The sequence below is a fragment of the Coriobacteriia bacterium genome (assembly GCA_041658765.1).
In the GTDB taxonomy this organism is placed as follows: Bacteria; Actinomycetota; Coriobacteriia; order Anaerosomatales; family JBAZZO01; genus JBAZZO01.
On record JBAZZO010000005.1, the window covers coordinates 104066 to 125879 of the forward strand.

The following is a 21814-nucleotide window of genomic DNA, read 5'->3' on the forward strand; positions in this document are numbered from 1 at the left end:
TCCGGCGTATGCCTCCAGATACCCATTACGGTCCGCGGCCAGCCCTCCGCCCGCCGTTGGTCCGAAGCGGCTCTATGCAGATAGCGTTCGAGCCGATACATGGAGTAACATCATCAGACATGAACGGCCGCACGCCCGGGCCGATGAGCATAGAAGCGACAGACATGAGACGCCCGCACAGGATCCTCGCATGTTGCGCGATCGCCGCCCTCGCGGTCGGGGCGTTCCCCGGCGCTCCCGCAGCGGCATCCACGCGCTACGTATCGGCGGCATCCCCTCTCACCTCGTTCTCCCCCGATCGCGACGGCTATCGCGACACTCTCCCCATCTCGTATCGGCTCACGGCGTCGGCGCGGGTCACGGTTCGCGTCTACCGCGGCGCGACGCTCGTCCGCACGCTGCGTTCGGGGCTGTCGCAGCCGGCTGGCCGCTACGCGATACGCTGGGACGGCAGGACCGCCACGTCGAGCCCCGCCCCGAGGGGCTACTACCGCTGGATCGTCACCGCGGCACGCGGCATCGAGCGGCAGTCGTCGTCCGCCCCCGTGACGCTGACCCGGGTCGCGCTCCCCACCGACCGTTGGGTCGGCTACTTCGTGCAGGACGCCCCGCGCACGATCCAGCCGCTCGCGACCCTCGAGTCGATCACCGGGGTCGACGCCTCCGTCGTCAACTACTTCCAGACCACCGCGCAGGGCTTCGACGCGGTGGCGGCCGCCAACGCCGCCGGCACCGGCGCCGTAGGGATGGCCACGCTCGAGTTCTGGGACCCCGCCCGCGGGGTCGACCAGCCCGGGTACTCGCTGCACGCGATCGTCTCCGGCGCGTGGGACGCTTACCTTCGCCGCTACGCCGCCGACGCGAAGGCGTTCGGCCGCACCGTCTGGCTCCGCCCGCTGCACGAGATGAACGGGAACTGGTACCCGTGGGCCGGCACCGTCAACGGCAACTCGCCCGAAGAGTACGTAGCCGCTTGGCGCCATGTGCGCGACATCTTCCGCGCCGAGGGAGCCGATAACGTCCGGTTCGTCTGGGCGCCCAGCAGCGACAGCGTGCCGGCCGTGCCGGAGAACGCGATCGCGCGCTACTGGCCGGGAGACGCGTACGTGGACTACATCGCCTTCGACGGCTACAACTTCGGCTCGAGCGCCTCGTGGTCGACGTGGAGGTCGTTCGCCGACACGTTCGGCCGCGCGTACGCAGAGGTCACCCCGCTGACCGCCAAGCCGATGTTCATCGCCGAGACCGCCAGCTCGACGGACGGCGGCGACAAGGCCGCCTGGATCGCCGACATGTTCCGGGTCATCCCGCAGCGCTTCCCTCGCATCCAGGGCGTCTGCTGGTTCAACGTCGCCAAAGAAGCCGACTGGCGGGTCGAAAGCAGCCCGGGCACGCTCGCCTCGTTCAGCCTCGGCGCCGCGAGCTTCTGACCCTCAAGCCGCCGCTGGCCGGTCGTCGTAACGATGCTCCGCCACAGCGAGTGACTCGGCGAGGTACGCCTCGAGCAGACGCTGGTGCTCGTCCGACGCCGAACCGAACTCCACCCCCGCGAAGAGCAGCCCGGGCGAGGGCGTGAGAGACCGCAGTGTGACCGACGCCTCCAGCGTGCCGCCCGGCAGTTCCACCAGCAGCGAGAGCCTCTCCAGTGTCGCGAGGACCTCGGCGGCGTCGAGGGGCTCGAGACTCAGCAGCGCTCCGTGCAGCGAGAGGTCGACCACGGCGACGGGGGCCCTCTCGTCGTCCGCCAGCAGCGTGCCCGCGATCGCTGAAGACAGCTTCCGCCGGAAGTACCGCCTCTTCTCTCGCGCGGCGACGGTGATGCGCCGCGCGAGCAGGAGGAAGACCACCGCGAAGTAGAGCGCGAACGCCCCCGCCATCACGAACAGTCCGCGGTACCCCGTCACGCCCGGCGCGATGCCGGCCTCGACGAGCAGCCGGTAGGTCAAGGAGCCCAGCATCACGGCGGCGACGACGTACATCGCGGCGAGGAACGGACGGAAGAGCGATCTCGCGTTGAGCGACTTGCTCGTCACCTTGAACGCCGGCCGGCGGCGAGCGAGCGCATCAAGACCGACCGTGATGTGTATCAGCGTGTACAGCGGCCGGTACATGCTCGTCTCGAGGAACCGGAAGGTGCGCGGAGCGGCGACGTAGTTGGCCGCGATGAACAAGACCGTGAACGTCCCCCACCTCACGAAGAACGCCATGGGCGTCACGGTGAACGCCACGGGGGAGACCGCGAAGACGAGCACCACCGGCGGGATGAGGTACTCGAGCGAGAACAACCACCCCTGGAACCAGAAGCTCATGGACTCGAGGTACTCGAGCCGCTGGCGGGGCTTGAGGTCGGGCATCACGAGCGGGTTGAACCGCCTCGTCGCCAGCAGCTGCAGCGCGCCGCGACCCCACCGCAGCCGCTGCGTCATGAACCCCTCGATGTTCGCCGGCGCCTGACCCACCGCGACCGTCTCGTTGTGGTATCCGATGACCCAGCCCTGCGACTCGAGGACCAAGCTGGTCTCGATGTCCTCGGTGATGGAGTGGGTGCTCACCCCTCCGATGCTCTCGAGCGCCGCGCGGCGAAGCATCGCCGGAGTCCCGCACCAGAACGCGCTGTTCGACTGCGCCTTGGCGGGGAGCACCGTCCGGAAGAAGTGCGTCTGATCGTTCCAGGAGCCGTCGCGCGAATGCTGGAAGCTATCGACGTTGTAGAAGGCCTGCGGACCCTGCACGACGGCGACCCGCTCGTCGTCGAAGTACAGCAGGAACGCGCCGATCAGGTTCGGTAGCGCGATGAAGTCCGCGTCGAGCACGACGAGGAACTCGCCTTCGGAGACGCCGAGCGCGTGATTGATGTTGCCCGCCTTGAAGTGCGCCCTGTCCGGGCGCGTGACGTAGCGGACCTCCTCCTGTACGCAGAGCTCCTCGACCCAGGAACGCGTGCCGTCGTCGAGCACGAACGTCTCGTGGGGATACGCGATGTCGCGCGCGGCGCGGATGGTCTGCTCGAGCACCTCGCTCGGCTCGTCGTACGTCGGGAGGAGCACGTCGACCGTGAAGCACTCGCTATCGAGGCTGCATGCCGCGAGAAGGTGCGCGACCGCGTCTGCGCCGATGGAGCCGCGCGTGTCGGCGCGCATCCGCACGAAGGCGAGGAAGAGCTGGTAGCAGGCGAAGGCCTCGATGGCGATCAGTGGGATCCCGAGATACCAGGCCCGCATGTCGACCGTGCCGGCCGCCACGCGCCAGACGATGTAGTACGCGCCGTAGGCGACGGCCGCCGCGACCGCACCCATGCGTAGCGCGAAGATAGCCTTACGCCTGGTCTCTGTGATCTCTGTCCCCTCCAAGGTGGCGTCGAGCGCATCTCCGGCGTTACGTTGATACCCCGGAAGCGGCAGGCTCTCGCCTCACGCGTTGAGCGCGTACACCGCCATGAGCCCCTTGAGGGTGAGATCCGGATCGACGGCTGTGATCGTCTCGCACAACGGCGCCATGCGCGCGGCGAGCCCGCCCGTCGCCACGACCGGCGCCTCGACGCCGATCTCCGCGAAGACGCGGCGCACGAGGCCGTCGACCATCGCCGCCTCGCCCAACAGCAGCCCGGCCTGCACGGAAGCCCGCGTGTTCGTGCCGATGACCTTATCGGGGGCCTCGAGGTCGACCTTGCTCAGACGCGCCGCGCGAGAGAAGAGCGCCTCCGCGCTCGTCTCGACGCCGGGAGCGATCGCACCGCCGATGTAGGCGCCGGAAGCGTCGATGACGTCGATCGTGGTCGCGGTGCCGAAATCGACGACGACGACCGGGGCCCCATGCTCGCGCACGGCCGCGACCGCATTCACGATGCGATCGGCGCCGACCTCGGCGGGGTTCTCGTACGCGATGCGGATGCCGCTGCGCAGTCCCGGACCGACCACCATCGGCCGCTTCCCGGTCGCGCGCTGGGTCATCTCCTCGTACGCGACGGTGAGGCGCGGCACCACCGACGAGACGATGATGCGCTCGACGTCGGCGAGCCCCAGCCCTTCGGACGCGAGCAGCCCGTCGATCTTCACGCGCAGCTCGTCGGCGGTCATCGCGGGGTCGGTCGAGACGCGCCAGTGCCCATCGAGGTCCTCGCCCGAGAAGAGGCCGAGCACGGTCTGCGTGTTGCCGACGTCGACGGCGAGGATCACGGTCGGGTTTCCTTCCACGGGACAGAAGCGGCGTCCGTGCTTACCTGGGGTGTATCATCGCGTCGGACCCGCCGCCGAGCAAGGGGGAGGCCGTTACCGTGACCGCACCGCAGGTACTCGTCGTGGACGACGAGGAGAACATCCTCCAGTTCGTCTCGTACAACCTCCGCAAGGAGGGATACCAGGTGACGTGCGCGTCCACCGGAGTCGAGGCGCTCGCGCTCGCCGAGGCTCATCGTTTCGAGCTCGTGATCCTCGACATCATGCTCCCGGGGATCGACGGCTACGAGGTCTGCCGCCGCCTGCGCGCCAAACAGGACGTCCCGGTGCTCTTCCTCTCCGCGCGCGACACCGAGCTGGACAAGGTCGTCGGTCTCGAGATCGGCGGAGACGACTACCTCGCCAAACCGTTCGGCATCCGAGAGCTCCAAGCGCGCGTGAAGGCGCTGTTGCGCCGTGCCGCGGGCTCGACCGCGCGCGTCGGCGACCCGGAAGGCGACCGGCTGGAGGCCGCAGGGATCGTCCTCGACGAGACGTCGCATCTCGCGACGTCGGGCGAGCGCGAGATCGACCTCACGCCGCGTGAGTTCGAGCTCCTCGCATGCCTCATGCGCCACGCGGGGAAGGTGCTCTCACGCGAGCAGCTGCTGCGTCAGGCCTGGGGATGGGAGTACCTCGTCGAGACGAAGACCGTCGACACCCACATCAAGCGCCTGCGCGACAAGCTCGAGGCCGCCGACGTCGACCCGGCGATCGTCGAGACCGTCCGCGGGTACGGCTACCGCCTCGGCGGATAGCCCGCCGGGGGCGCTGCGATGCAAGCATCCATCCGCACGAGACTGCTCGTCTCGCTGCTCGCGGTCGCGCTCGTCTCGGCCGCGGGACTCTCCGCGTACTTCCTCAAGGAGCTCGAGGGCTTCGCACTGCGCAAGCTCGAGGAACGGCTCGCCACGGAATCCAGGCTGCTCGCCGCCCTCGTGGCGCCGCGGACCGGCGAAGACGGCCTCGGGGCGTCGAAAGGGCTCGCGGCCGCACTGCGCGACGTCGGGCCGCAGACCGCTTCGCGCGTGCGCCTGCTCGACTCGCGCGGCGTCTCGCTCGCCGACTCCGGCGGGCGCGCCGGCGTCGCGTACGGGTCGCTGCCCGAGGTGCGCCAAGCGCTCGGCGGAGTCTACGGCGCCCGACGGCGGGTGACGTCGGCCGGACGCGTGGGACTCTACGTCGCGACCCCAGTGCTGGTGGACGGCCGCGTCGCCGGTGTGGCGTACTCTTCGGCCTCGACGTTCTCCACCCTCACGCTTCTGAGCGACTACCGACTGCGACTCATCGCCGTCATCGCGCTCTTCGCGGCGGGGACGCTGCTGCTGACCGAAGCGCTCTCGCGATGGCTCGCGCGTCCGCTGCGCGGCCTCGAGGCCGGCGCGGTCGACATCGCGCGCGGCGATCACTCGCGTAGAGTCGCGCCCGAGGGCTCCCGCGAGACCCGCGCCCTCGCCGACGCGTTCAACATAATGGCCGAGGAGGTCGAACGCGTCGTCACCGAGTTGCGCGAAGAGGAGCGTCGCAAGAGCCGGTTCGTCTCCGACGTGAGCCACGAGCTGCGCACGCCGCTCACCGCGATCCGCGGCGCCGCGGAGACGCTGCTCGAGGACGGCGTGCCCCCCGACGACTCGCGACGGTTCCTCGGGACGATCGTCCACGAGTCCGACCGGCTCGCGCGTCTTGCGAACGACCTGCTCACGCTCGAGAGGATGGAAGGCGCGACGGGAGAGCTGCCGCTGCGTCTCATCGACCTCGGCGCGCTCGCCCGCCGCGCGCTCGAATCGCTCGCCCCCGTCGTCGACGCGCGCGACGTGCGCGTCGAGTTGCGCGGCGCGGCTCCGGACGTGCTCGGCGACCCGGACCGGCTGCAGCAGGTCGTCGCCAACCTCGTCGACAACGCGACGCGCATGACGCCTCCGGGCGGAACGGTCGCCGTCGAACTCACGGAAGAGGACGGGCGCTCGACGATCTCGGTCCTCGATGGCGGACCCGGGCTCGCAGAGAACGACCTCCCGCATGTCTTCGAACGCTTCTACCGCGCGCAGCCGAGCCGCGACCGCGGCACCGGCGGAGCGGGGCTCGGGCTCTCCATCGTCAGGGCCATCGTGACCGCTCACGGCGGCGACGTCCTCGCGGTGAACCGCCCGGAGGGAGGGGCCCGCTTCACCGTGCGGCTCCCGGCGGCGCGCTAGAGCTGGAGCCGGACGGCTTCCGGAGCGACCTGCTCGAAGATCTCCGCCGTCGCGGGGTGGCAGGTGAACATCACGACCTGTCGGCGCGTCGCCAGGTCGGCGACCGCCTCGGCGGCGCCGAGCGCGCGCTCGGAATCGAAGTTCACGAGCACGTCGTCCATGAGCAGCGGAAGAGCGGCGCCGACCTCGCCTAGCGAGTCGAGTAGTCCTATCCGCAACGCGAGGTGGACCTGGTCGGCCGTCCCCTGCGACCACTTGCCGGCGCCCTTCGCGCCGCCCGCGGCGTCGAATACCTCGATGGCGCCCCCGCCGAGCGGCACACTCAGGCGCTCGTAGCGCCCGCGGGTCGTACGCGCGAAAGCAGCGGCCGCGGCGCGCAGCACCTCGGGCTGACGCTCCCGTTCATAGCGTTCCTGGGCCGCCTCGAGCAGCCGCGCGGCGACCTTGAGCACGACGTGCTCGCGGACGGCTTCCGCGAGTCTCTCCTCGAGCCCGGCGACCTCGAGACGCAGCTCCGAAGAAGTCGACTCGCGCCTCTCCGCGGCGAGTAGGGCGGCGAGATCCGATCGCTCCTCGGCGAGGATGTCGTAGGCGTCGGCCGCCCTACGGGCATCATCCGCGGACCCTGACGCTAGCGCGCTCAACCCCGCGAGGCCGTCGGATCCGACGCCGCGCGACGCGATGAGGGCTCGTGCCTCCCGCTCGGCCGCCTCGCGGCGCGCCTCGAGCTTGGCGAGGTCATCTTCGGCCGCGCGAAGGCGCTCCTGCGCGATCCCGCGCGCCTCGGCCGCCTCCCGCGCGGAGCGCAAGGCCTCGCGAGCGCGCTCCGCGAGCATGAGCGTCTCGGACGACGCCGCGGCATCGGGCAGGAACGCGCCGACGGTCTCGACGAGACGCCCCGCCCATTTGGCGGCCGCCTCGCGCTCGCGGCGCGCCCCAGCGCGACGATCGTCACGCTGGGCGGCGAGATCGCGCACGCCCTTGAGAACGTCGAGGTACCGGATGACCGCAGAGGGATCCTCTCCGGCCCGAGCGAGACCGTGCTCGGCGAGCCACGCTCGCCACTCGTCGCGGCACCGCTCCAGGTCCTCAGCGTCGCGTCGCGCCGCGTCACCGGCGACGCCCGTCCCTGCCCCCGAGACGCGGGCCGGGCGCGCGAGCGCGAAGACCACACCCGCGGCGGCGGCGAGTGCGCCCACAGCCTCCGCGATCGGCTGCCTGGTGGCGAGACCGGCGGCGAACCCCAGCACGCCGAGCACCGCGATCGTCCATCCGGCCGCAGGTACGACCCAGCGCACGCGCCCCCCCGCGTCCGAAGCGACGCCCGCGATGCGCGCGCTAGCGGCGGCTAACGCCTCCGCGCGAGAGAGTCGCTCGCGCCAGCTCTCGACGCCCGCTTCGACATCGGTGGTCACCGAGACGCCCTCGCCGCCGTCCTTGAGTGCAGCGGCGGCCGACGCCCTGCGCCTCTCGAGCGACTCCACTTCGGACTCGAGCGTGACTGCGCGCTCGAGACGCTCGCGGACCGCGCTCGATTCCGCGAGCAGCGCATCGAGCGCGGTGGCGACCTGGAGCACGCGCTCGTCGGGCGAGAGGCGCTCCACCTCGCTCCCAAGCGTGGCGAGCGCGCGACGAGCCTCCAGCAGCTCGGGCTCGAGACCCGCGATGGTCGCCTCGAAGCCGCGAAGCCTTTCGAGATCGATAGCGAGGACCTCGCGCCGGGACGCGGCGGAGTCCCTGGCGAGGCGCGCACCTTCGAGCTGCGCCTCAAGCCCCTCGAGCCGGCCGATGTCGTTCGCGAGCGAGACCGCCTCGTCCTCGATCCCCCGCAGCTTCGCCCGCGCATCCCGGATCCTCGCGTGCAGCGCGTTCGCAGTGCGCGTCGTCGCGCGCGGCGCCCAGATCTCGTCGGCCGCTTTGTCGAGCGCTGCACGGACATCGTGCGGGCTCACGGTCAGGCCCGCGCCCGCCGCGTAGAGGCGCGCGAGGACGTCGTCGTCCGAGCCTCGCGACTCGAAGATGCGCGGAAGGTCCGCGAGACCGAAGCCGAAGACGACTCGGAATGCGAGAGCGCTCACGCCGTGGCGCACCTCGTCGAGAAGGCCCGGGCGCTCGGCACCCTCCATCGCCCGCACGGAAGCCGATCCGCCGTGCGGCCCCTCCGTCCGCTCGACGACCCAGCGCCCGCCGTCCCCCTCGAAGACGAGCCGGCCGACGCGCTTCCCCGCGTCCGAGACGTACGCCGGCTCCTTCGCCCCCGGCGTGGGGAAGCCGTAGAGCACGTGGCGCACGAGCGCGGTGAAGGTGCTCTTGCCGGCCTCGTTCGGCCCGACCACCACGGTGAGACCGTCTCCGAGATCGCCGAGGGAGACGCCTTCGAGGCCACCGAAGCGAACCGCCTCCACGCGACGGAGTCTCATCGCGTCTCCCCGTCGGCGAGCAGGCGGTCGAGACACGTCTCGCGAGCGCGCTCGACGATCTCGGCCGCGCTCGACCCGAGATCGACAACGCCGACCGCACCCTCCACCGGTCCGGCGGCCTCGCGAACGAGAGACGCGACGGCCGCCGTGTCGGCCAGCACCTCGTCGACCAGACGCACGAAGTCGGCGGCGAAATCCGCCCCCGCGCGCACCTCGTCGAGGTCGAGCGTGGGAGACGTGCGGTCGCGCAGCCGGTCGATCCACAGCCAGGGCTCGGCAGCGAGCTGCTCGTCGCGGGCCTCGGCGAGGAGTTCGGCGGCGTTCGTGCCGCGAGCGAGATCGGCGTGGATGGGGCTCCTCCCGACGAGTTCGATCCGCGCCACCACCGGCGTGCCGGCCTCCCCGCGGATCGACGCGCATGTCTCGCGAATGGCGCGGCGCACGTCGTCGAGGCCTTCGAGCCGGCCCGCGTCGACCTCCACGCGGACCCAGGACACCGACGCCGTCGGGTGAAAGGTCTCGCTCACCGAGCCGGGGCCCGCCTCGACGAGATAGCAGCCGTGAGCGCCGCTCTCCTTCGGGTTGAGGCCTTGCGGGCTCCCCGCGTACACGGCGCGCGGCTCGTCGGCGACCCTCCCGGGCTTGTGGATGTGGCCGAGCGCCCAGTAATCCATGCGGGCGGCGCGAAGGTCCTCGACCGAGCACGGCGCGTACGCCTCGTGGCTGGGATCGCCTCCGACGTTGGCGTGGAGGACGGCGACGGCGACGGGGTCGCCCGCGTCGCGCCGGAATCCGCGCGCGAGGTTCTCGCCCACCGCCGCGATAGCATAGCCTCGCCCGTACACGGCCGCGAGCAGCTCGCCGTCGCGCTCCACCTCGAAGCGGCCGACGGAATCGGTCGGGAAGTAGTGCACCCGCTCGGGCAGCGGCAGCCCCGCGCTCCAACCGTTCGCCGGATCGTGGTTGCCCTGCGCCACGAAGACGTCGATCCCCGCGCCCGCGAGCCGCTCCATCGCTGCCTGGAACGACGACTGCGCGCGGAAGCTCTTGTCGCGGCTGTCGTACGAGTCGCCCGCGAGGACGATGAAGTCGACGGCGTGCTCGAGCGCGAGCGAGACGACCCGCTCGAACGACTCGTACGTCGCGTCCACCAGCGCGCGACGCACCCGCGCGTCAGTCGCGTCGACGCCCTTGAACGGCGCGTCGAGATGGATGTCTGCAGCGTGTATGAACCGGACCGGTCGCGTCATGCGCCCCCCGCGGTCGGGACCTGTAGCGTCCCGACCATCGTAGCGTTCGGGTACGACACGCGACAGTGGGCGCGCCCGCGAACGATCAGCGCGATACCTCCTGCCAGCGGGTAAGCGCGGCGCGGAGCGTCCGGTCTGCTACCGCGCCCCCGGCCATCCCGTCTTCGCGCCACCACCGCGCCTTGGTGGACACCTTCGTCTCGTGTGTCCCCTCCGCCGCATCCACTACGTCCAACAGGGCGAGGATGCGCTCGGGCGAACAGGCGGCGGCGAGCGCCGATGCAGCATCGTCCTTCAGCGGCCATGTCTCTTTCGCCGCTTCCGCGAGCTCTCGGAGGTTCACAGCGTCCCCTTTCGGTGACAGGTGGGGCGGGCGGGATCGATGAGTGAACTGTTCTCATTCGCCTGCGGTCTTGAAGACCAACGACACGTTCCCGCCCTCGTCGAGGAGCGTCAACTCACCGTCGGCCACCTCGAAGGACCGGGCTTGCCGGATCAGCGTCAGGTAGGCGGACTCCGCCCGCATGGCGGGTTCCGGGCCCGCCATGAGTGTGCCCGAGATCTTCCCCGTCTCGAAGGCACCGCCCGGACCGGCCTTGTACGACCCGGAGTAGGTGTTGACCCCGCTTCCGCCCGAGACCTGTCCGTCGGCGAACGCCGCGGTGATCGTCACGGCGGCGGGATCGATGGAGCTGATCGTCCATCCGGAGAGCCTCCACTGCGTTCCGTCGAGTGGATCGGCGGCGAGCGAGCACCCGGTCACTGCCGTGAGCGACGCCGCGATGAGAAGAAGGGCGGCAAGCCTCTTCAGTGGGCCGATCATGGCCACCTCCGTCACTTCTGCTTGGCGAACACCGCTCTGAGGGAGACCTTCCGCGAGTACTCGATCGATCCGTAGCGGAACAGCCGGACGGCGAGGCGGAGACCGATGACACCGAGACCGAAGAGCTCGGCGATGACGATGATCGCCTCGAGTGGGCTTAAGGACCCGAACCCGTTGCGGAGCATCGCGGTCACCGGCGCCGTGTATGGGAGATACGTGAAGATCTGCACGATGAACGCGTGCGGGTCGGAGACCACGAGGCTGATCGCGTAGAACGGGACGAAGATCAGGATCATCACAGGCGCTTGTACCTGGCCGGCATCTCTGGCGGTGGGCATGATCGCACCGACCGCGATCAGGGTGGTCGTGAAGAGGGTGAACCCACCCACGAGGAGCAGCGCTCCGACGATCATGGGGCCGGGTTCGAGGACCAGGTGGGACAGGTCGAGGTTCGGCAGGTTCAGCTCGGTGCGGAAGAACAGATACCCGATGACGACCGGGAGCGCGAAGACCAGCATCTGCACCATCCCGATGATGAACAGGGAGATGACCTTGCCGATGACCAGGGTCGTCGGGTCCAAGGTGGTCAGGATCATCTCGGTGACCCGGTTCTCCTTCTCCTCCAGCAAGCTGGTCGTCATCTGGTTCCCCAGCAACACGATGACGACGTAGAAGATCGCCAGGAACGCCAGCGGCGGGATGACCTCGTTGATCCCGCCCGATTCCCGATCCTCCTTGTAGGTCGTCGAGGTGACCGGGAAGTCGCCTTGGACGAGGGCGGTGAGGGCTTTGTCGCCGACCCTGCCTTGGGCGCCGGCTACCAGGATCCGTCTCGCGACGGCGGAGTACTTGCCGTTCTCGAAGATCCCTTCGTCTGCTCCATACACCTTCGTCGGCTGCTTCGCCGGATCGGACGGATAGGCGAAGTACGCATCGGTCTTCCCCGATCTCACATCCGCGATCGCCCGGGCCTCGTCGGTCGCCTTGCTGCCGCCGAGAGCGGTCACGAGGGCGGGGTCCACGTAGCCGGAGGCGTCGCTGTAGGTGAAGGTGAACCTCGCGTCCTTCTGCGAATCCACCTGGCTGGCGGTGGACGTGTTCGCCACCACGACCAACCCGATCACGACGCCCAAGGCGACCGGCACGATCAGGGTCGTGATCCAGAACCGTCTCTTCGTCAACGTGCGAGTCACCTCGAAGGAGACGACGGTACCGAGGTTATGCCGCGCCATCGGCTACACCTCCTCCGTCTCGTTCTGATCCCCGTACACCTTGACGAAGATGTCGTCCAACGAGAGCCTGCTCGTGATAAAGCTCCTCACCGACACCCCCGCCTCCACCAGTTCGCGGACGATGAGCGCCTCGTCGACCTGGTCGGTGACGGTGAGCTCCGCGTAGTTGTTCTCCCGCAACGTCACCTCGTAGTGCGCCAAGTCAGGGATGTCCCCCGAGTACTTGAGCCGGATCGTCGTCCCGCCGTACCGGTCCTGGACCTCCGGGATCGTCCCGTACGCTTCGGCCACGCCGTCTTTCAGCAGGACCACCCGGTCGCAGAGCCGCTCGACCTCTTCCATCTGGTGGGTCACCATGAGCACGGTCGCGCCGGCCTTCTTCTGCTCCTCGATGATGTCCATCAGAAGTCTCCGGTTCACCGGATCGAAGCCCTTGGTCGGCTCGTCCAGGATGAGCAGCTCGGGATCGTTCATGATCGTCACGCCCAGCTGCACCTTCTGCTGCTGTCCGCTGGAGAGCTTGTCCACCCGGACCTTCGCCTTGCCCCCCAGCCCGACCCGCTCCAGGTAGTCGAGCGACCATGACGTCGCGGCCCGCTTGCTCAACCCCTTGAGCCTGCCGAAGTAGGTCATCACGTCGATGACCGACTCCTTCTTGTACAGGCCCCGCTCCTCCGGCAGATAGCCGAACTTCCCGCCGTGCTGCGGCTGGAACGAGCGCCCATTCACGTGCAGGATCCCCGCGGTCGGCTGGTAGATGCCGAGCAGCGCGCGGATCGTCGTCGTCTTCCCCGAGCCGTTCGAACCGAGGAACCCGAAGGTCTCACCACGGTCGATGTCGAACGACAGGTCCCGGACGACGGTGTTCCCGCCGAAATCCATCCGGAAGCCCCGGATGTGGACGAGCGGCTCGACGAAGCCCGAGACGAGTTCCATGGGAGACTCCCCCTCCGCTACAGATGCTTTGCTGCGCCGGTCAGACGGCACACGCTCACTGCTTCACCGCGATCGCGCAGACGAACTCCCCGCGCGGACCGTCACCCGGGACCATCTCGATGCCGCCGAAACCGGCATCGCCGAGCAGGACCCGGATCTGGTCCGGATCGTACAGGGCGAAGCCATGCTGCGCGACGCCGAGACTCTGCATCGTGGCCCGTGGGCTGAAGCTTAGGACGAGTCTGCCGCCGTCGACCAGCACACGCCGGAACTCGCTCAGGGGAACGGCCGGGTCCGACCAGAAGTAGACGGTGTTCACGCTGCACGCCTTGGTGAAACGGCCGTCGCCGTACGGCAGGGCCTCGGCACTCGCGCATCGCAGCTCGATCCGCCCCGACCGCGTCGACGCAGCGAAACGCTTCGCGCAGAGCGCGACCATGTCCTGCGAGAAGTCCACTCCCGAGACAGAGCCAGCCGGTACGAGGGGCGCCATGCGGCTTATGAGGTCACCGGGGCCGAAGCCCACTTCGAGCACCCGGTCGTCGGGTTCGAGCGCTAGCACCGTGAGCGTCGCTTGATTGATCGCGACGTTCGACCGTTTGAGCCGGTTCGAGATGACGACCCTGCCGAAGAGGCCCGAGGGCTTCCTCAACTGGCTCGCGATGAATCCGGACATCCCCATGAACGACTCCTGCGTACGTCGAGCTCCTCCGGTGACGATGGTACCCGCCGCGTGGCTCGCGAGCCACGCGCGCCGACGTGTTGCGCATGAGCAGACGCACATGCGCCTCTCTGCAGCAGTCTACCCCGTGGCGTTCTAACGATGCGCTTGTTAGCTAGGCAAGGAATCGGTAATACTCTGGACAGAAGTGCCGACAATAATTGTGACAACTTCTGTGACAGAAGAACCGCCACACTCTAGGAGGCCATGATGCAAGACTACCCCCATCTATTGTTCCGCAAGCACTGGGAGCTTAGCCCGGAGGTTCTCTTCGAGCTGGGTCAGTGCAACGCAATCATCACCGCCATCGCGGAGATGCCGCTTCGTCCAAGCCACTATCGCGAGCTGAGACAGGTCGCCCTCGTCAAGGGTGCTCAGGCGACGACGGCGATCGAGGGCAACACGCTGTCGGAGTCGGAAGTAGAGCGCATCGCCGAAGGCAACAAGCTGGCACCAAGCAAGGAGTACCAAGAGATCGAGGTACGGAACATCCTCGAGGCAATGAATAGCCTGCTGCAGGAGGTCGTCTACGAGGACCAGGAGCAGCTAGTCGACCGTGATCTGCTGCTGCGGTTCCACCAGATGGTAGGCAAGAACCTAGGTGAGCACTTCGACGCGATCCCCGGGCGACTTCGAGAAGACCAGAGAATCGTGGGACCGTATCGGTGCCCGGACCATGGGGACGTGCCTGAGCTTGTCGAGCGGTTGTGCCGGTGGCTTCGAGAAGAGTTCCACTATGAATCGGGCGAGCAAACCTTCGTCGATGCAGTCGTCCAGGCCATCGTCACGCACGTGTACATTGAATGGATCCACCCGTTTGGCGACGGCAACGGACGAACAGGTCGTCTGGTCGAGTTCTACATCCTACTCCGGGCGGGGCTGCCCAATATCGCTTCGCATGTGCCGTCAAACTTCTACAACCTAACGCGCACCGAGTACTACCGTCAGCTTGGACACGCGAGTAAGACGGGTGACCTCAGCAAGTTCGTCGCATACGCCGTGCGTGGCTTTCGCGACGGTCTCTCAGAGACGCTCAAGACGATCCAGTTCAGCCAGTTTGCCATTGCCTGGCGGAGCTACATCCACGAGTCTTTCGCGGATACCCACTTTCAGAAAGACGTGCTGAAGCGCCGAAGAATGCTGGCGCTGGCGCTCCCTTTGGAGGGTGGAGTCACGCTCGACGAGGCGATGACCCTGAACCCGCGGCTTGCGCGCGAGTATGCGACGCTTTCGGATCGGACTGCGCTCAGAGATCTCCAGGTGCTCGAGGGGCTGGAGCTAGTCGCGCGTGAGGAGGGTTTCTATCGGGCAAACACCGCGACGCTTCGGATGCAGATGCCGTCACGAAGAATCGAGAATCATGTCCTGGCGCGCGTCTAGGTCTAGCTAGTTGTTGCGCGTAACCCGCGAACCGCGGCTCGCGCGCCTGCGAGCGCAGCGAGTCAGGTGTTGCTCCTATGTCAACTCAGCGGCGGTCAATGCCTCGCTGGTTGATCCTACCTTTCGCCGTCCGCTAACGATGCCCTTGTTCGATGCGGCCCCAGCCGGAATCAGTCAGACCACATCTCCACGTCCAACCCCGCGACACGTTCGAACTCCCGAACGTTGGCGGTGACCATGGTGAGCCCGTGGGCGACACAGGTCGCGGCCAGCAAGAGATCATGCGGGCCGATGATAGTGCCGGCTTGCTGGAGCTCCGCCCATATCTGAGCGTGTGCGCGCGCTGTGGCCAGATCGACGTTCAGTAGCGGAAAGCGCTCAAGGATACCCTCGACGAAGGCCGAACGCCTCGCACGCACATCCGGTTGAGTGGCCCGGCGCACCCCGTGGAGCAGCTCGCTCGCTGTGATGACGGACAGGAAGGACTCATCGTCACAGCGCCTGGCGACGTGGGGCTCGAGCGACAGCCTGCCGCGCTCCGCTTCGATCAGGATGCTTGCATCGATCAGGACTGCCACACGTCACCGACCCCTACCCGTGCGAGCTCCTCTTGAGCCGCCGCCAGGTCCGCCCCGAAATCCGCTGCCTCCTGGGGAGAGAGGTGGGGCAGGGACGCGAGCAGTGCGGGCAGTTCCGAAAGCCGCTTGCCCGCGGGGAGCGGTCGAAGTTCAGCGAGCGGCTTGTTGCCGCGAACGAGCGTGAAGGACTCCCGGCGATAGGCGACCCGGTTAACGTAGTCCGCGAAGTGGCGGGCGACCTCTGTGACGGTGACCTCTGACATCGTGATCCTCCTGACGTGGCATCCGATAATCAGATTACATGATGTGCGCCTGTCTTGCTAGCGCGGTCGCCAAGGCTCCATCGAACGTGTTTGCGGATGAGCAGCAATTCGAGGCGCCTAGCGCCTCGGGTCGAGCTCAGCTCGACGGCCTCGAATTGTCTGCGTCGAAGCCATTGTCAGGCGTCGCGAAGTAGAGCGTCATGTTCACGACTCTTGCTTCCCGGATAGGTTGAGGGCATCGAGAGCAACTTCAATCTGGCCCTTCAGGTCAACATCGCCGAGATTCGTCGCCATGAACCCGAACGCAACTAGCGCTTCGTGCGTGGCAAGGGCCAAGTTCAGCCTGTAGATAGGAATCTCGTCAATACCCTCGTGCCCCGACACCATGAACTCGTCTCTCCCGCCGTGGTAGAGCTCCATTGTTGACGAGTAGGATCCGTGGACGTATCCGTCGAGAGCAAAGTTGACCGCTCTCGTAAGGTCGCTGAAGGTCTTGCCGGAGAGGCCAACACCAGCGGCCAGCCGATCATGAGCCTTGAGGAGTTCGTCTCGCCCGACGTAACGCCTGCGAGCTGCATAATTCACTGTCCCGGCTACGGCTCGGTCGAAGAACTGACGCACGAAGTCTTCTTGGGATTGCGTGGGCTTCTCGCGCATGCCGCCCTCACATATCGCGACCATCTCAGTCGCAAGGTCCGAGACGATTCGCATGAGCGCTGCTGTCTCGGTGACCATGCCGGCATCGAGCAAGACAACGGCTGCATTCAGCCCGCTGGCCACCCTGACGGCCTTGCAGACCACGAGGGCGCGCGGGGTCTCCTCCTCGAGACGCCACTCGAAGCCAGTCTCCGTGGACACGCGGACGGCAGGGAGAAGAGGTTGGGCGGCCTTGTTCACCCAGCCGCCCATTGCCGCAATCAACCCGTGCGTGACGGGGAATTCAAGTCCTGAGCCCATTCGATGCCCCTTGGTCGGCCCTTGCCGATGTGTCGAACGCGCGTGAACTGCGAGGCGCAGCGTGCGCTTACTGCCCGAGGATACCTCGCCGGCGCGAGTCTGCTCGACACGCTGGTTGGAATGACCAGCTAGGCCTTGCCGTCCCTGAGTTTCGCCCTCACTCCCGCATGTGTGGCTTCGAGATGTAGGTAGAAGGACTCGAGAATCTGCTCGCGGGGCAGGTCTTCCCGTGTTGGAGATGATTTGCGACGCGCGAAGCGCGGAGTCTGCTAACGATCTCCTTGTTCGACAGGCAGGAAGGGCGCGTCCGGCGGAACGCTACTTTGGACTTGCCGACAGATTGGCGACAACGCGGTCAGCCATCGCAGAGAAGTTGTCGTGCAGGAACGCCATGTAGTCGTCCCAGTTCGATGCGTCCGCCTCCGAGTCACGAACGTATGGAGAAGCGATGGCGTCCGGGTCAAGGAAGACGTACTGCTTGATTCGCTCGCGTTCCCCCGGGTGACCGACAAGGTAGTGGGCGATTGTCAGTGCGCTCTTCTCTCGGTTCGTCTTCTTGTCGAGCGCTGCGAGGTTGCCTATCGAGTTGATGGGCCACCCATCTCGGATCGGGTCTGCCGTGAGGCGCGTCTGGAGCAGACTCACGGGCGTCAGATGCTCGATTTCAAACTGGTCGTGGATTGCCCCGATTGTCATCTTGTCGCGGTACGCAAGCTTCAGGATCAATCGGTCCGCTGCAGATACTGACTTGCGGTCATCGTCTTCCTCACGCAACGAGTCCTCTAGGTAGCTCTGCAGCGCGGCCCGAATCTGATCATCGCTTACGGGGTGCAGGTAGTGTCCGCTCAATGCCCGGTCTCTCCAGTCGTCCGGCTTACTCTTTGTGTCCCAAACCACATTGAAGAGACGGGAGTCCCCGGAACCTGCCCAGTTCCGCTTCAAGACGTCGAGCAGGTAGTAACGCGGCAGATTGGCTTGCAGCGACGCCGCCTCTGCACCCCACGTGGGCCTCTCCTGCCAGTTGTGCGGCGAGTACTTGCCGACCAGGACGCGAGCGATCAGTGACGCCATCTGGAGTTCGGTGTGAGGGACAGCTCCTCGCGACCCCTTGAAGTCGTAGTCCAAGTACTTGCGCAGGCACTTCACGAGCCAATCAGTCGCGTCGAGCAGCGCCGACTGGAAATCATCGGGGCGAATCTTGCCGTCCAGGTGCTCCATCCGTAGAGGGAGATCGCCCATCTCGGTGTAGCGCAACCCGTACGCAGCAGCCGCAACAGAGAACACGATGGCGTCTGCGTGGTCATCGCGCTTGCGCCTCGAAGCCAGGAATCCAACGTGTGGAACCGCTTCGCCACCGAGGGCGTACTTGCCGAGGCCCAGAAGGTACTCGTACAGGTTGTATGCGCTCCCGACTCGTTCCTCGAGAGTGAACCCCTCCCCTTCGACTCTGCCGTAGCGTTCATCGACTGCGGCCGCGATCTTGTCGAGCGTCACGACCGTGGTCTCCAGAGTCCAGATTGCGTTAAGGATATCGTACTGGCTGAGCTGGGTACCGCTGGTGTTGATGTCTCTGAAGACACTTGGTAGCGAGCGGCGATCACCGGAATAGACCAGTACCGGCAAACTGCGCTCGTCTATGTTGACGAGCTTCCTGATGGTACCGACGATCGTGCGGCATGCAGTCTTCAGCTGGTCATCGACGGTGCACCCGAGTTCCGCTTCCACGTGGTCAATTAGCGAGCTGCCATCGAACTGGTCACTGACCACCTTCAAATCGGTGAGCCATGAGCGCAGTTCGTCATCCACGTCCGTGGCCTCGAGATCCAGAACCGAATGAGAGATTATCACTGCCCGGAAGGCGTCAATGTCATCCGCGTCGATTGCATCCAGGGAGAACCGTTGCAGCTGTGCTCCCTGGTACCACGCAAGGGCGCTGATCCTCTGCAGCCCATCAACGACCAGGTAGGTCAGCTTGCCGTTGCGCTCCGTAGCTTCCTTATCGTGGTACAGGATGGGCGCTCCGATGGGATAGCCCTTTATCAGGGCGGCGATAAGATCCATCTTCTGCGTGTCGGTCCACTCGAGTGAGCGCTGGAATCGCGGGACCTCTATGTCCTTGCCTGGACCGGTCTTCTCCTTCGCCGCGACGAGCTCTTCGACGGTCCAAGTCTCTGGTTTGGTCCCCATTGACGTGCCCCCTCGTATCAGTGGTCCACAGCAAGCGGTCGGCGCGCGGTCGCTGGCCGATCTCCCGGAGACGGCCTAGGGAGTCTCGCGCCGAAACATTACCTCGAACGATAAACCTTGCCTCCGACATTGCCCGCGATTTCTCGCCTCTGTTGAACATCGGCGCGTCAGCTGCGCGCGATGTCATCCAGCGGCCTTATGGGTTCCGAGCGATGAAGTCCCTCACCCCGGCGATGAGCAAGTTGACCTGCTCGACCCCATATCGGTCGTAGTGCCCGTGCGCGGCATCATTTCGAAGACCCAGCCACGACGTAACGCTCTTCTGATCCAGCTTCGTGTACGCCCCAGCCTTGGCCAAGGCCGCGTTGAGCGACTCGGCCTGGCGCGGCCGGCCTTCGTCGTTGATCGCGTCGACGCCAGCCACCGAGCAGAGTTGCCGCAGATGTGCCTCAAGGGCACTTCCTGCCACGACCGCGGCAGGGTCCTTGTATCCCTCTCTTGCCAGGTGCTCGGCCATCTCCAAGAAGTCGCCGAACAATTCCCCGCGAATCAACTCGGAAGCGGACTCCATGTAGCCGGACCTCAGATCGGCCTCCAGCGAGCCAAGCACCCCAGCAAGCTGAGTTGCCTTCCACCCTGTGATCGCGTTCTCGCTGATGATCTCCTCGCACTGAGCGGCGTACCGCGAATGCGGTCCGGCAATCCGGTGGATTGCTGCTCGCGCTCGGGTGACGAAGCGGACGGTGACGTCTTCAGGCAGGTCAGACACATCGTCGTGCTGCGACTTGGACCTCAGACCGAGGTACTCGGTGAGAAGTTCGATCAATTGCGGCAGGAACACCTCCGCAGGATTGAGTGTCATCAGGATTCCTCCGTCCTATCAACGTGTTGCGCTTAACCCGCAAGGCGCCGCGATCGCGCCTCCGACCCGAGACTACCTCACCGGGCGCCTTGTCGGCGTTGAAGCGCTTGTTCGGCATCGCGAATTCAGATCGCATGCAGGCGATGTGCGACCGCTCTCGCTCCCGATTGCAGCTACTCCGGGGGAAACCGCCTATTGTAGACACGGTACTGCAGGGCAACCGAAAGAAAGACCACCAGCGTTCCAATGATCGGGAAGAGCATCCACCACCCTGGGTCGAGAGGCCCGTGATCCATGTACACGACGAACGGAACCATCTGCGCGGCCGCCAGAGCCAGCACCACTGCCGCCCCAGAAACGCGGTACGCGGCGAGCAGTCGATTGCCCTTGCGGGTCAGATAGTGTTCCCACATTTCGACGGCAGGCGGCGTCTCGGCCCCGCGCAAAGCGAGTTCAGTTTCGACGAGCCTCGCGTAGTATCCGGCGCGCATCATCCGCCCGGCTTCGGAGATGTACTGCGTGCCACCGAGCATCCCGACGACGAAGAAGGTGAGCCAGGAGACCAGCGCGACCGCCCACGGGAGAAGGGTCAACTCGGGGGCCTGACGCAGGAAGGTCACCGCTGCTATCAGGACCGATGCTGCTGTCATCGACCAGTAGATCACCGAGTGCATCATCTGCTGTGCAGACAGGGACTCCGCGCGAGCGGTCGAGTACATCTGCCACAGCGCCGTGTTGTCGGGCTTGCTCAAGACCGGCGCTGGCGCTGGCGACGGGTCTTGGCGTCTGAACAAGCAATCTAGAAACATGTCGCCTCCGCGGTCCTTGGCAGGGACAGGTATGGGCGCTTCCTTTGGTCTGCCGAACAGTGTATATGCGGAACTGTGTAATCCCTCGACGCAGCTCCCGCTTTCTGCGTAACACCTTACGCCTTCAAGGTAATGCCAGGTAGACGCCGAGCGGGTCGGGTGTTACGCAGTCTGTGTGACACCCTCCGGAGGGTCTGGCCGAGGCGAGCACTGCCGGCGGGCGGCCAGGCATCAGACGCCGCGGGGACTCCCCGGCACCGCGCCGGAACGTCGCAGCGCCGCGGCGGCGCCGACGGCCACCACGGCCTTCACGGCGTCGAGCGCCACGAACGGCGCGACGCCGACGGCGAACGCGGCGCCGGCCGTCAACCCCGTCACGGAGACGAGCCGCGCCCATCCGAGCGCGTAGACGGTCGAGATCGCGACGATCGCGGCCGCGGCGTCCGCGAGGCCGGCCCGCGCCGTGACGCGAGAGACGCCGGTCCGCACCGCGGAGCCGAGCACCGCGGCGACCAGGAAGCCGGCGAGGTAGCCGCCGGTCGGACCGAGAAGCGGCGCGAGACCTCCCGCCGGCCCCGAGAAGACCGGCACGCCGATCGCCCCGAGCAGCAGATACGTCCCGACCGAAGCGCCCGCCCACGCGGGGGGCAGCAACAGCGCCGTGAGGATCACCACGAACGTCTGGAACGTGACCGGCACGGGCTGGAGTGGCACGCTCACCCAAGCCGACGCCGAGAGGAGTGAAGCGAGCAGCGCCGCCGTCACGATCTCGCGCGTGCGTCCCATCGGCTCTCCGTCTCCGTCAACCTTGCTCATGCGTTCGGTTTACGGTATGGGAGGACACCGTGCGAGTCAAGTCGGCGCGTTGCCTCAGAAAGAATGTACTCGAAACCGATTCGATGCCTCAGAAGAAAAGGTACTCGAACCGGCCCACGCCGGATCGACCGGCGAAGGGCCACGAGGATGCCGCTTTCGATGCCAGAGAAG

20 protein-coding genes are annotated in these 21814 nt (G+C 66.7%); 4 read left to right on the top strand and 16 right to left on the bottom strand.

Going from position 1 to position 21814, the window contains the following annotated elements:
- The first annotated feature begins 164 nt into the window (after nt 1-164).
- Complete coding sequence (locus WC971_04880) at nt 165-1430, top strand: glycosyl hydrolase (protein MFA5844149.1); 1266 nt, start codon at nt 165-167, stop codon at nt 1428-1430.
- A gap of 3 nt (nt 1431-1433) precedes the next feature.
- On the opposite strand, the gene WC971_04885 is transcribed toward WC971_04880, so the two are convergent.
- Both WC971_04885 and WC971_04890 read right to left on the bottom strand, forming a co-directional pair.
- On the bottom strand, nt 1434-3296 hold the full coding sequence (locus WC971_04885; protein ID MFA5844150.1) for a glycosyltransferase family 2 protein: 1863 nt from the start codon (nt 3294-3296) through the stop codon (nt 1434-1436).
- Between the two features lie 114 nt (nt 3297-3410).
- The gene (locus WC971_04890) at nt 3411-4175 is read right to left on the bottom strand and encodes a type III pantothenate kinase (protein ID MFA5844151.1); all 765 of its coding nucleotides are present in this window, start codon (nt 4173-4175) and stop codon (nt 3411-3413) included.
- Nucleotides 4176-4273: 98 nt separating this feature from the next.
- Between WC971_04890 and WC971_04895 the strand changes: the two genes are divergently transcribed.
- Together WC971_04895 and WC971_04900 are read left to right on the top strand one after the other, a co-directional pair.
- Nucleotides 4274-4972: a response regulator transcription factor gene (locus WC971_04895; protein ID MFA5844152.1), complete on the top strand. Its 699-nt coding sequence runs from the start codon at nt 4274-4276 to the stop codon at nt 4970-4972.
- Nucleotides 4973-4990: 18 nt separating this feature from the next.
- Complete coding sequence (locus tag WC971_04900; protein ID MFA5844153.1) at nt 4991-6409, top strand: ATP-binding protein; 1419 nt, start codon at nt 4991-4993, stop codon at nt 6407-6409.
- Here the strand turns inward: WC971_04900 and WC971_04905 are convergent.
- The 7 genes from WC971_04905 to WC971_04935 form a co-directional block, all read right to left on the bottom strand.
- The gene (locus tag WC971_04905) at nt 6406-8829 is read right to left on the bottom strand and encodes an AAA family ATPase (protein ID MFA5844154.1); all 2424 of its coding nucleotides are present in this window, start codon (nt 8827-8829) and stop codon (nt 6406-6408) included. The genes WC971_04900 and WC971_04905 overlap by 4 nt on opposite strands.
- Nucleotides 8826-10079 (bottom strand): metallophosphoesterase, encoded by a 1254-nt coding sequence (locus WC971_04910; protein MFA5844155.1) that lies wholly within the window; start codon nt 10077-10079, stop codon nt 8826-8828. Before WC971_04910 ends, WC971_04905 begins: the two co-directional genes overlap by 4 nt.
- An 85-nt stretch (nt 10080-10164) precedes the next feature.
- Complete coding sequence (locus WC971_04915) at nt 10165-10422, bottom strand: hypothetical protein (protein ID MFA5844156.1); 258 nt, start codon at nt 10420-10422, stop codon at nt 10165-10167.
- Between the two features lie 54 nt (nt 10423-10476).
- Complete coding sequence (locus WC971_04920) at nt 10477-10902, bottom strand: META domain-containing protein (protein MFA5844157.1); 426 nt, start codon at nt 10900-10902, stop codon at nt 10477-10479.
- 11 nt (nt 10903-10913) lie between these two features.
- Nucleotides 10914-12134 carry an ABC transporter permease gene (locus tag WC971_04925; protein ID MFA5844158.1) on the bottom strand — a complete coding sequence of 407 codons (1221 nt, stop codon included), beginning with the start codon at nt 12132-12134 and terminating at the stop codon, nt 10914-10916.
- A 3-nt stretch (nt 12135-12137) separates the two neighbouring features.
- The gene (locus WC971_04930; GenBank protein MFA5844159.1) at nt 12138-13070 is read right to left on the bottom strand and encodes an ATP-binding cassette domain-containing protein; all 933 of its coding nucleotides are present in this window, start codon (nt 13068-13070) and stop codon (nt 12138-12140) included.
- Between the two features lie 55 nt (nt 13071-13125).
- On the bottom strand, nt 13126-13752 hold the full coding sequence (locus WC971_04935; GenBank protein MFA5844160.1) for a methyltransferase domain-containing protein: 627 nt from the start codon (nt 13750-13752) through the stop codon (nt 13126-13128).
- Nucleotides 13753-13998: 246 nt separating this feature from the next.
- On the opposite strand from WC971_04935, the gene WC971_04940 reads away from it, so the two are divergent.
- Nucleotides 13999-15171 (top strand): Fic family protein, encoded by a 1173-nt coding sequence (locus WC971_04940; protein MFA5844161.1) that lies wholly within the window; start codon nt 13999-14001, stop codon nt 15169-15171.
- A gap of 170 nt (nt 15172-15341) precedes the next feature.
- Here WC971_04940 and WC971_04945 read toward each other — a convergent pair whose 3' ends face one another.
- The 7 genes from WC971_04945 to WC971_04975 all read right to left on the bottom strand — a co-directional run bounded on the left by WC971_04945 (nt 15342) and on the right by WC971_04975 (nt 21643).
- Nucleotides 15342-15749, bottom strand: coding sequence for a type II toxin-antitoxin system VapC family toxin (locus WC971_04945; protein MFA5844162.1), 408 nt, complete (start codon nt 15747-15749; stop codon nt 15342-15344).
- Nucleotides 15737-16012 (bottom strand): type II toxin-antitoxin system Phd/YefM family antitoxin, encoded by a 276-nt coding sequence (locus WC971_04950; GenBank protein MFA5844163.1) that lies wholly within the window; start codon nt 16010-16012, stop codon nt 15737-15739. The genes WC971_04945 and WC971_04950 overlap by 13 nt, the downstream gene beginning before the upstream one ends.
- Before the next feature lie 204 nt (nt 16013-16216).
- On the bottom strand, nt 16217-16969 hold the full coding sequence (locus WC971_04955; GenBank protein MFA5844164.1) for a hypothetical protein: 753 nt from the start codon (nt 16967-16969) through the stop codon (nt 16217-16219).
- A 318-nt stretch (nt 16970-17287) separates the two neighbouring features.
- Entirely contained in the window at nt 17288-19156 is a 1869-nt protein-coding gene (locus tag WC971_04960; GenBank protein MFA5844165.1) for a DUF262 domain-containing protein, read from the bottom strand.
- Between the two features lie 196 nt (nt 19157-19352).
- On the bottom strand, nt 19353-20018 hold the full coding sequence (locus WC971_04965; GenBank protein MFA5844166.1) for a hypothetical protein: 666 nt from the start codon (nt 20016-20018) through the stop codon (nt 19353-19355).
- A gap of 173 nt (nt 20019-20191) precedes the next feature.
- Nucleotides 20192-20770, bottom strand: coding sequence for a hypothetical protein (locus tag WC971_04970; protein MFA5844167.1), 579 nt, complete (start codon nt 20768-20770; stop codon nt 20192-20194).
- 288 nt (nt 20771-21058) lie between these two features.
- Nucleotides 21059-21643 (bottom strand): biotin transporter BioY, encoded by a 585-nt coding sequence (locus WC971_04975; GenBank protein ID MFA5844168.1) that lies wholly within the window; start codon nt 21641-21643, stop codon nt 21059-21061.
- Between the last annotated feature and the right edge of the window lie 171 nt (nt 21644-21814).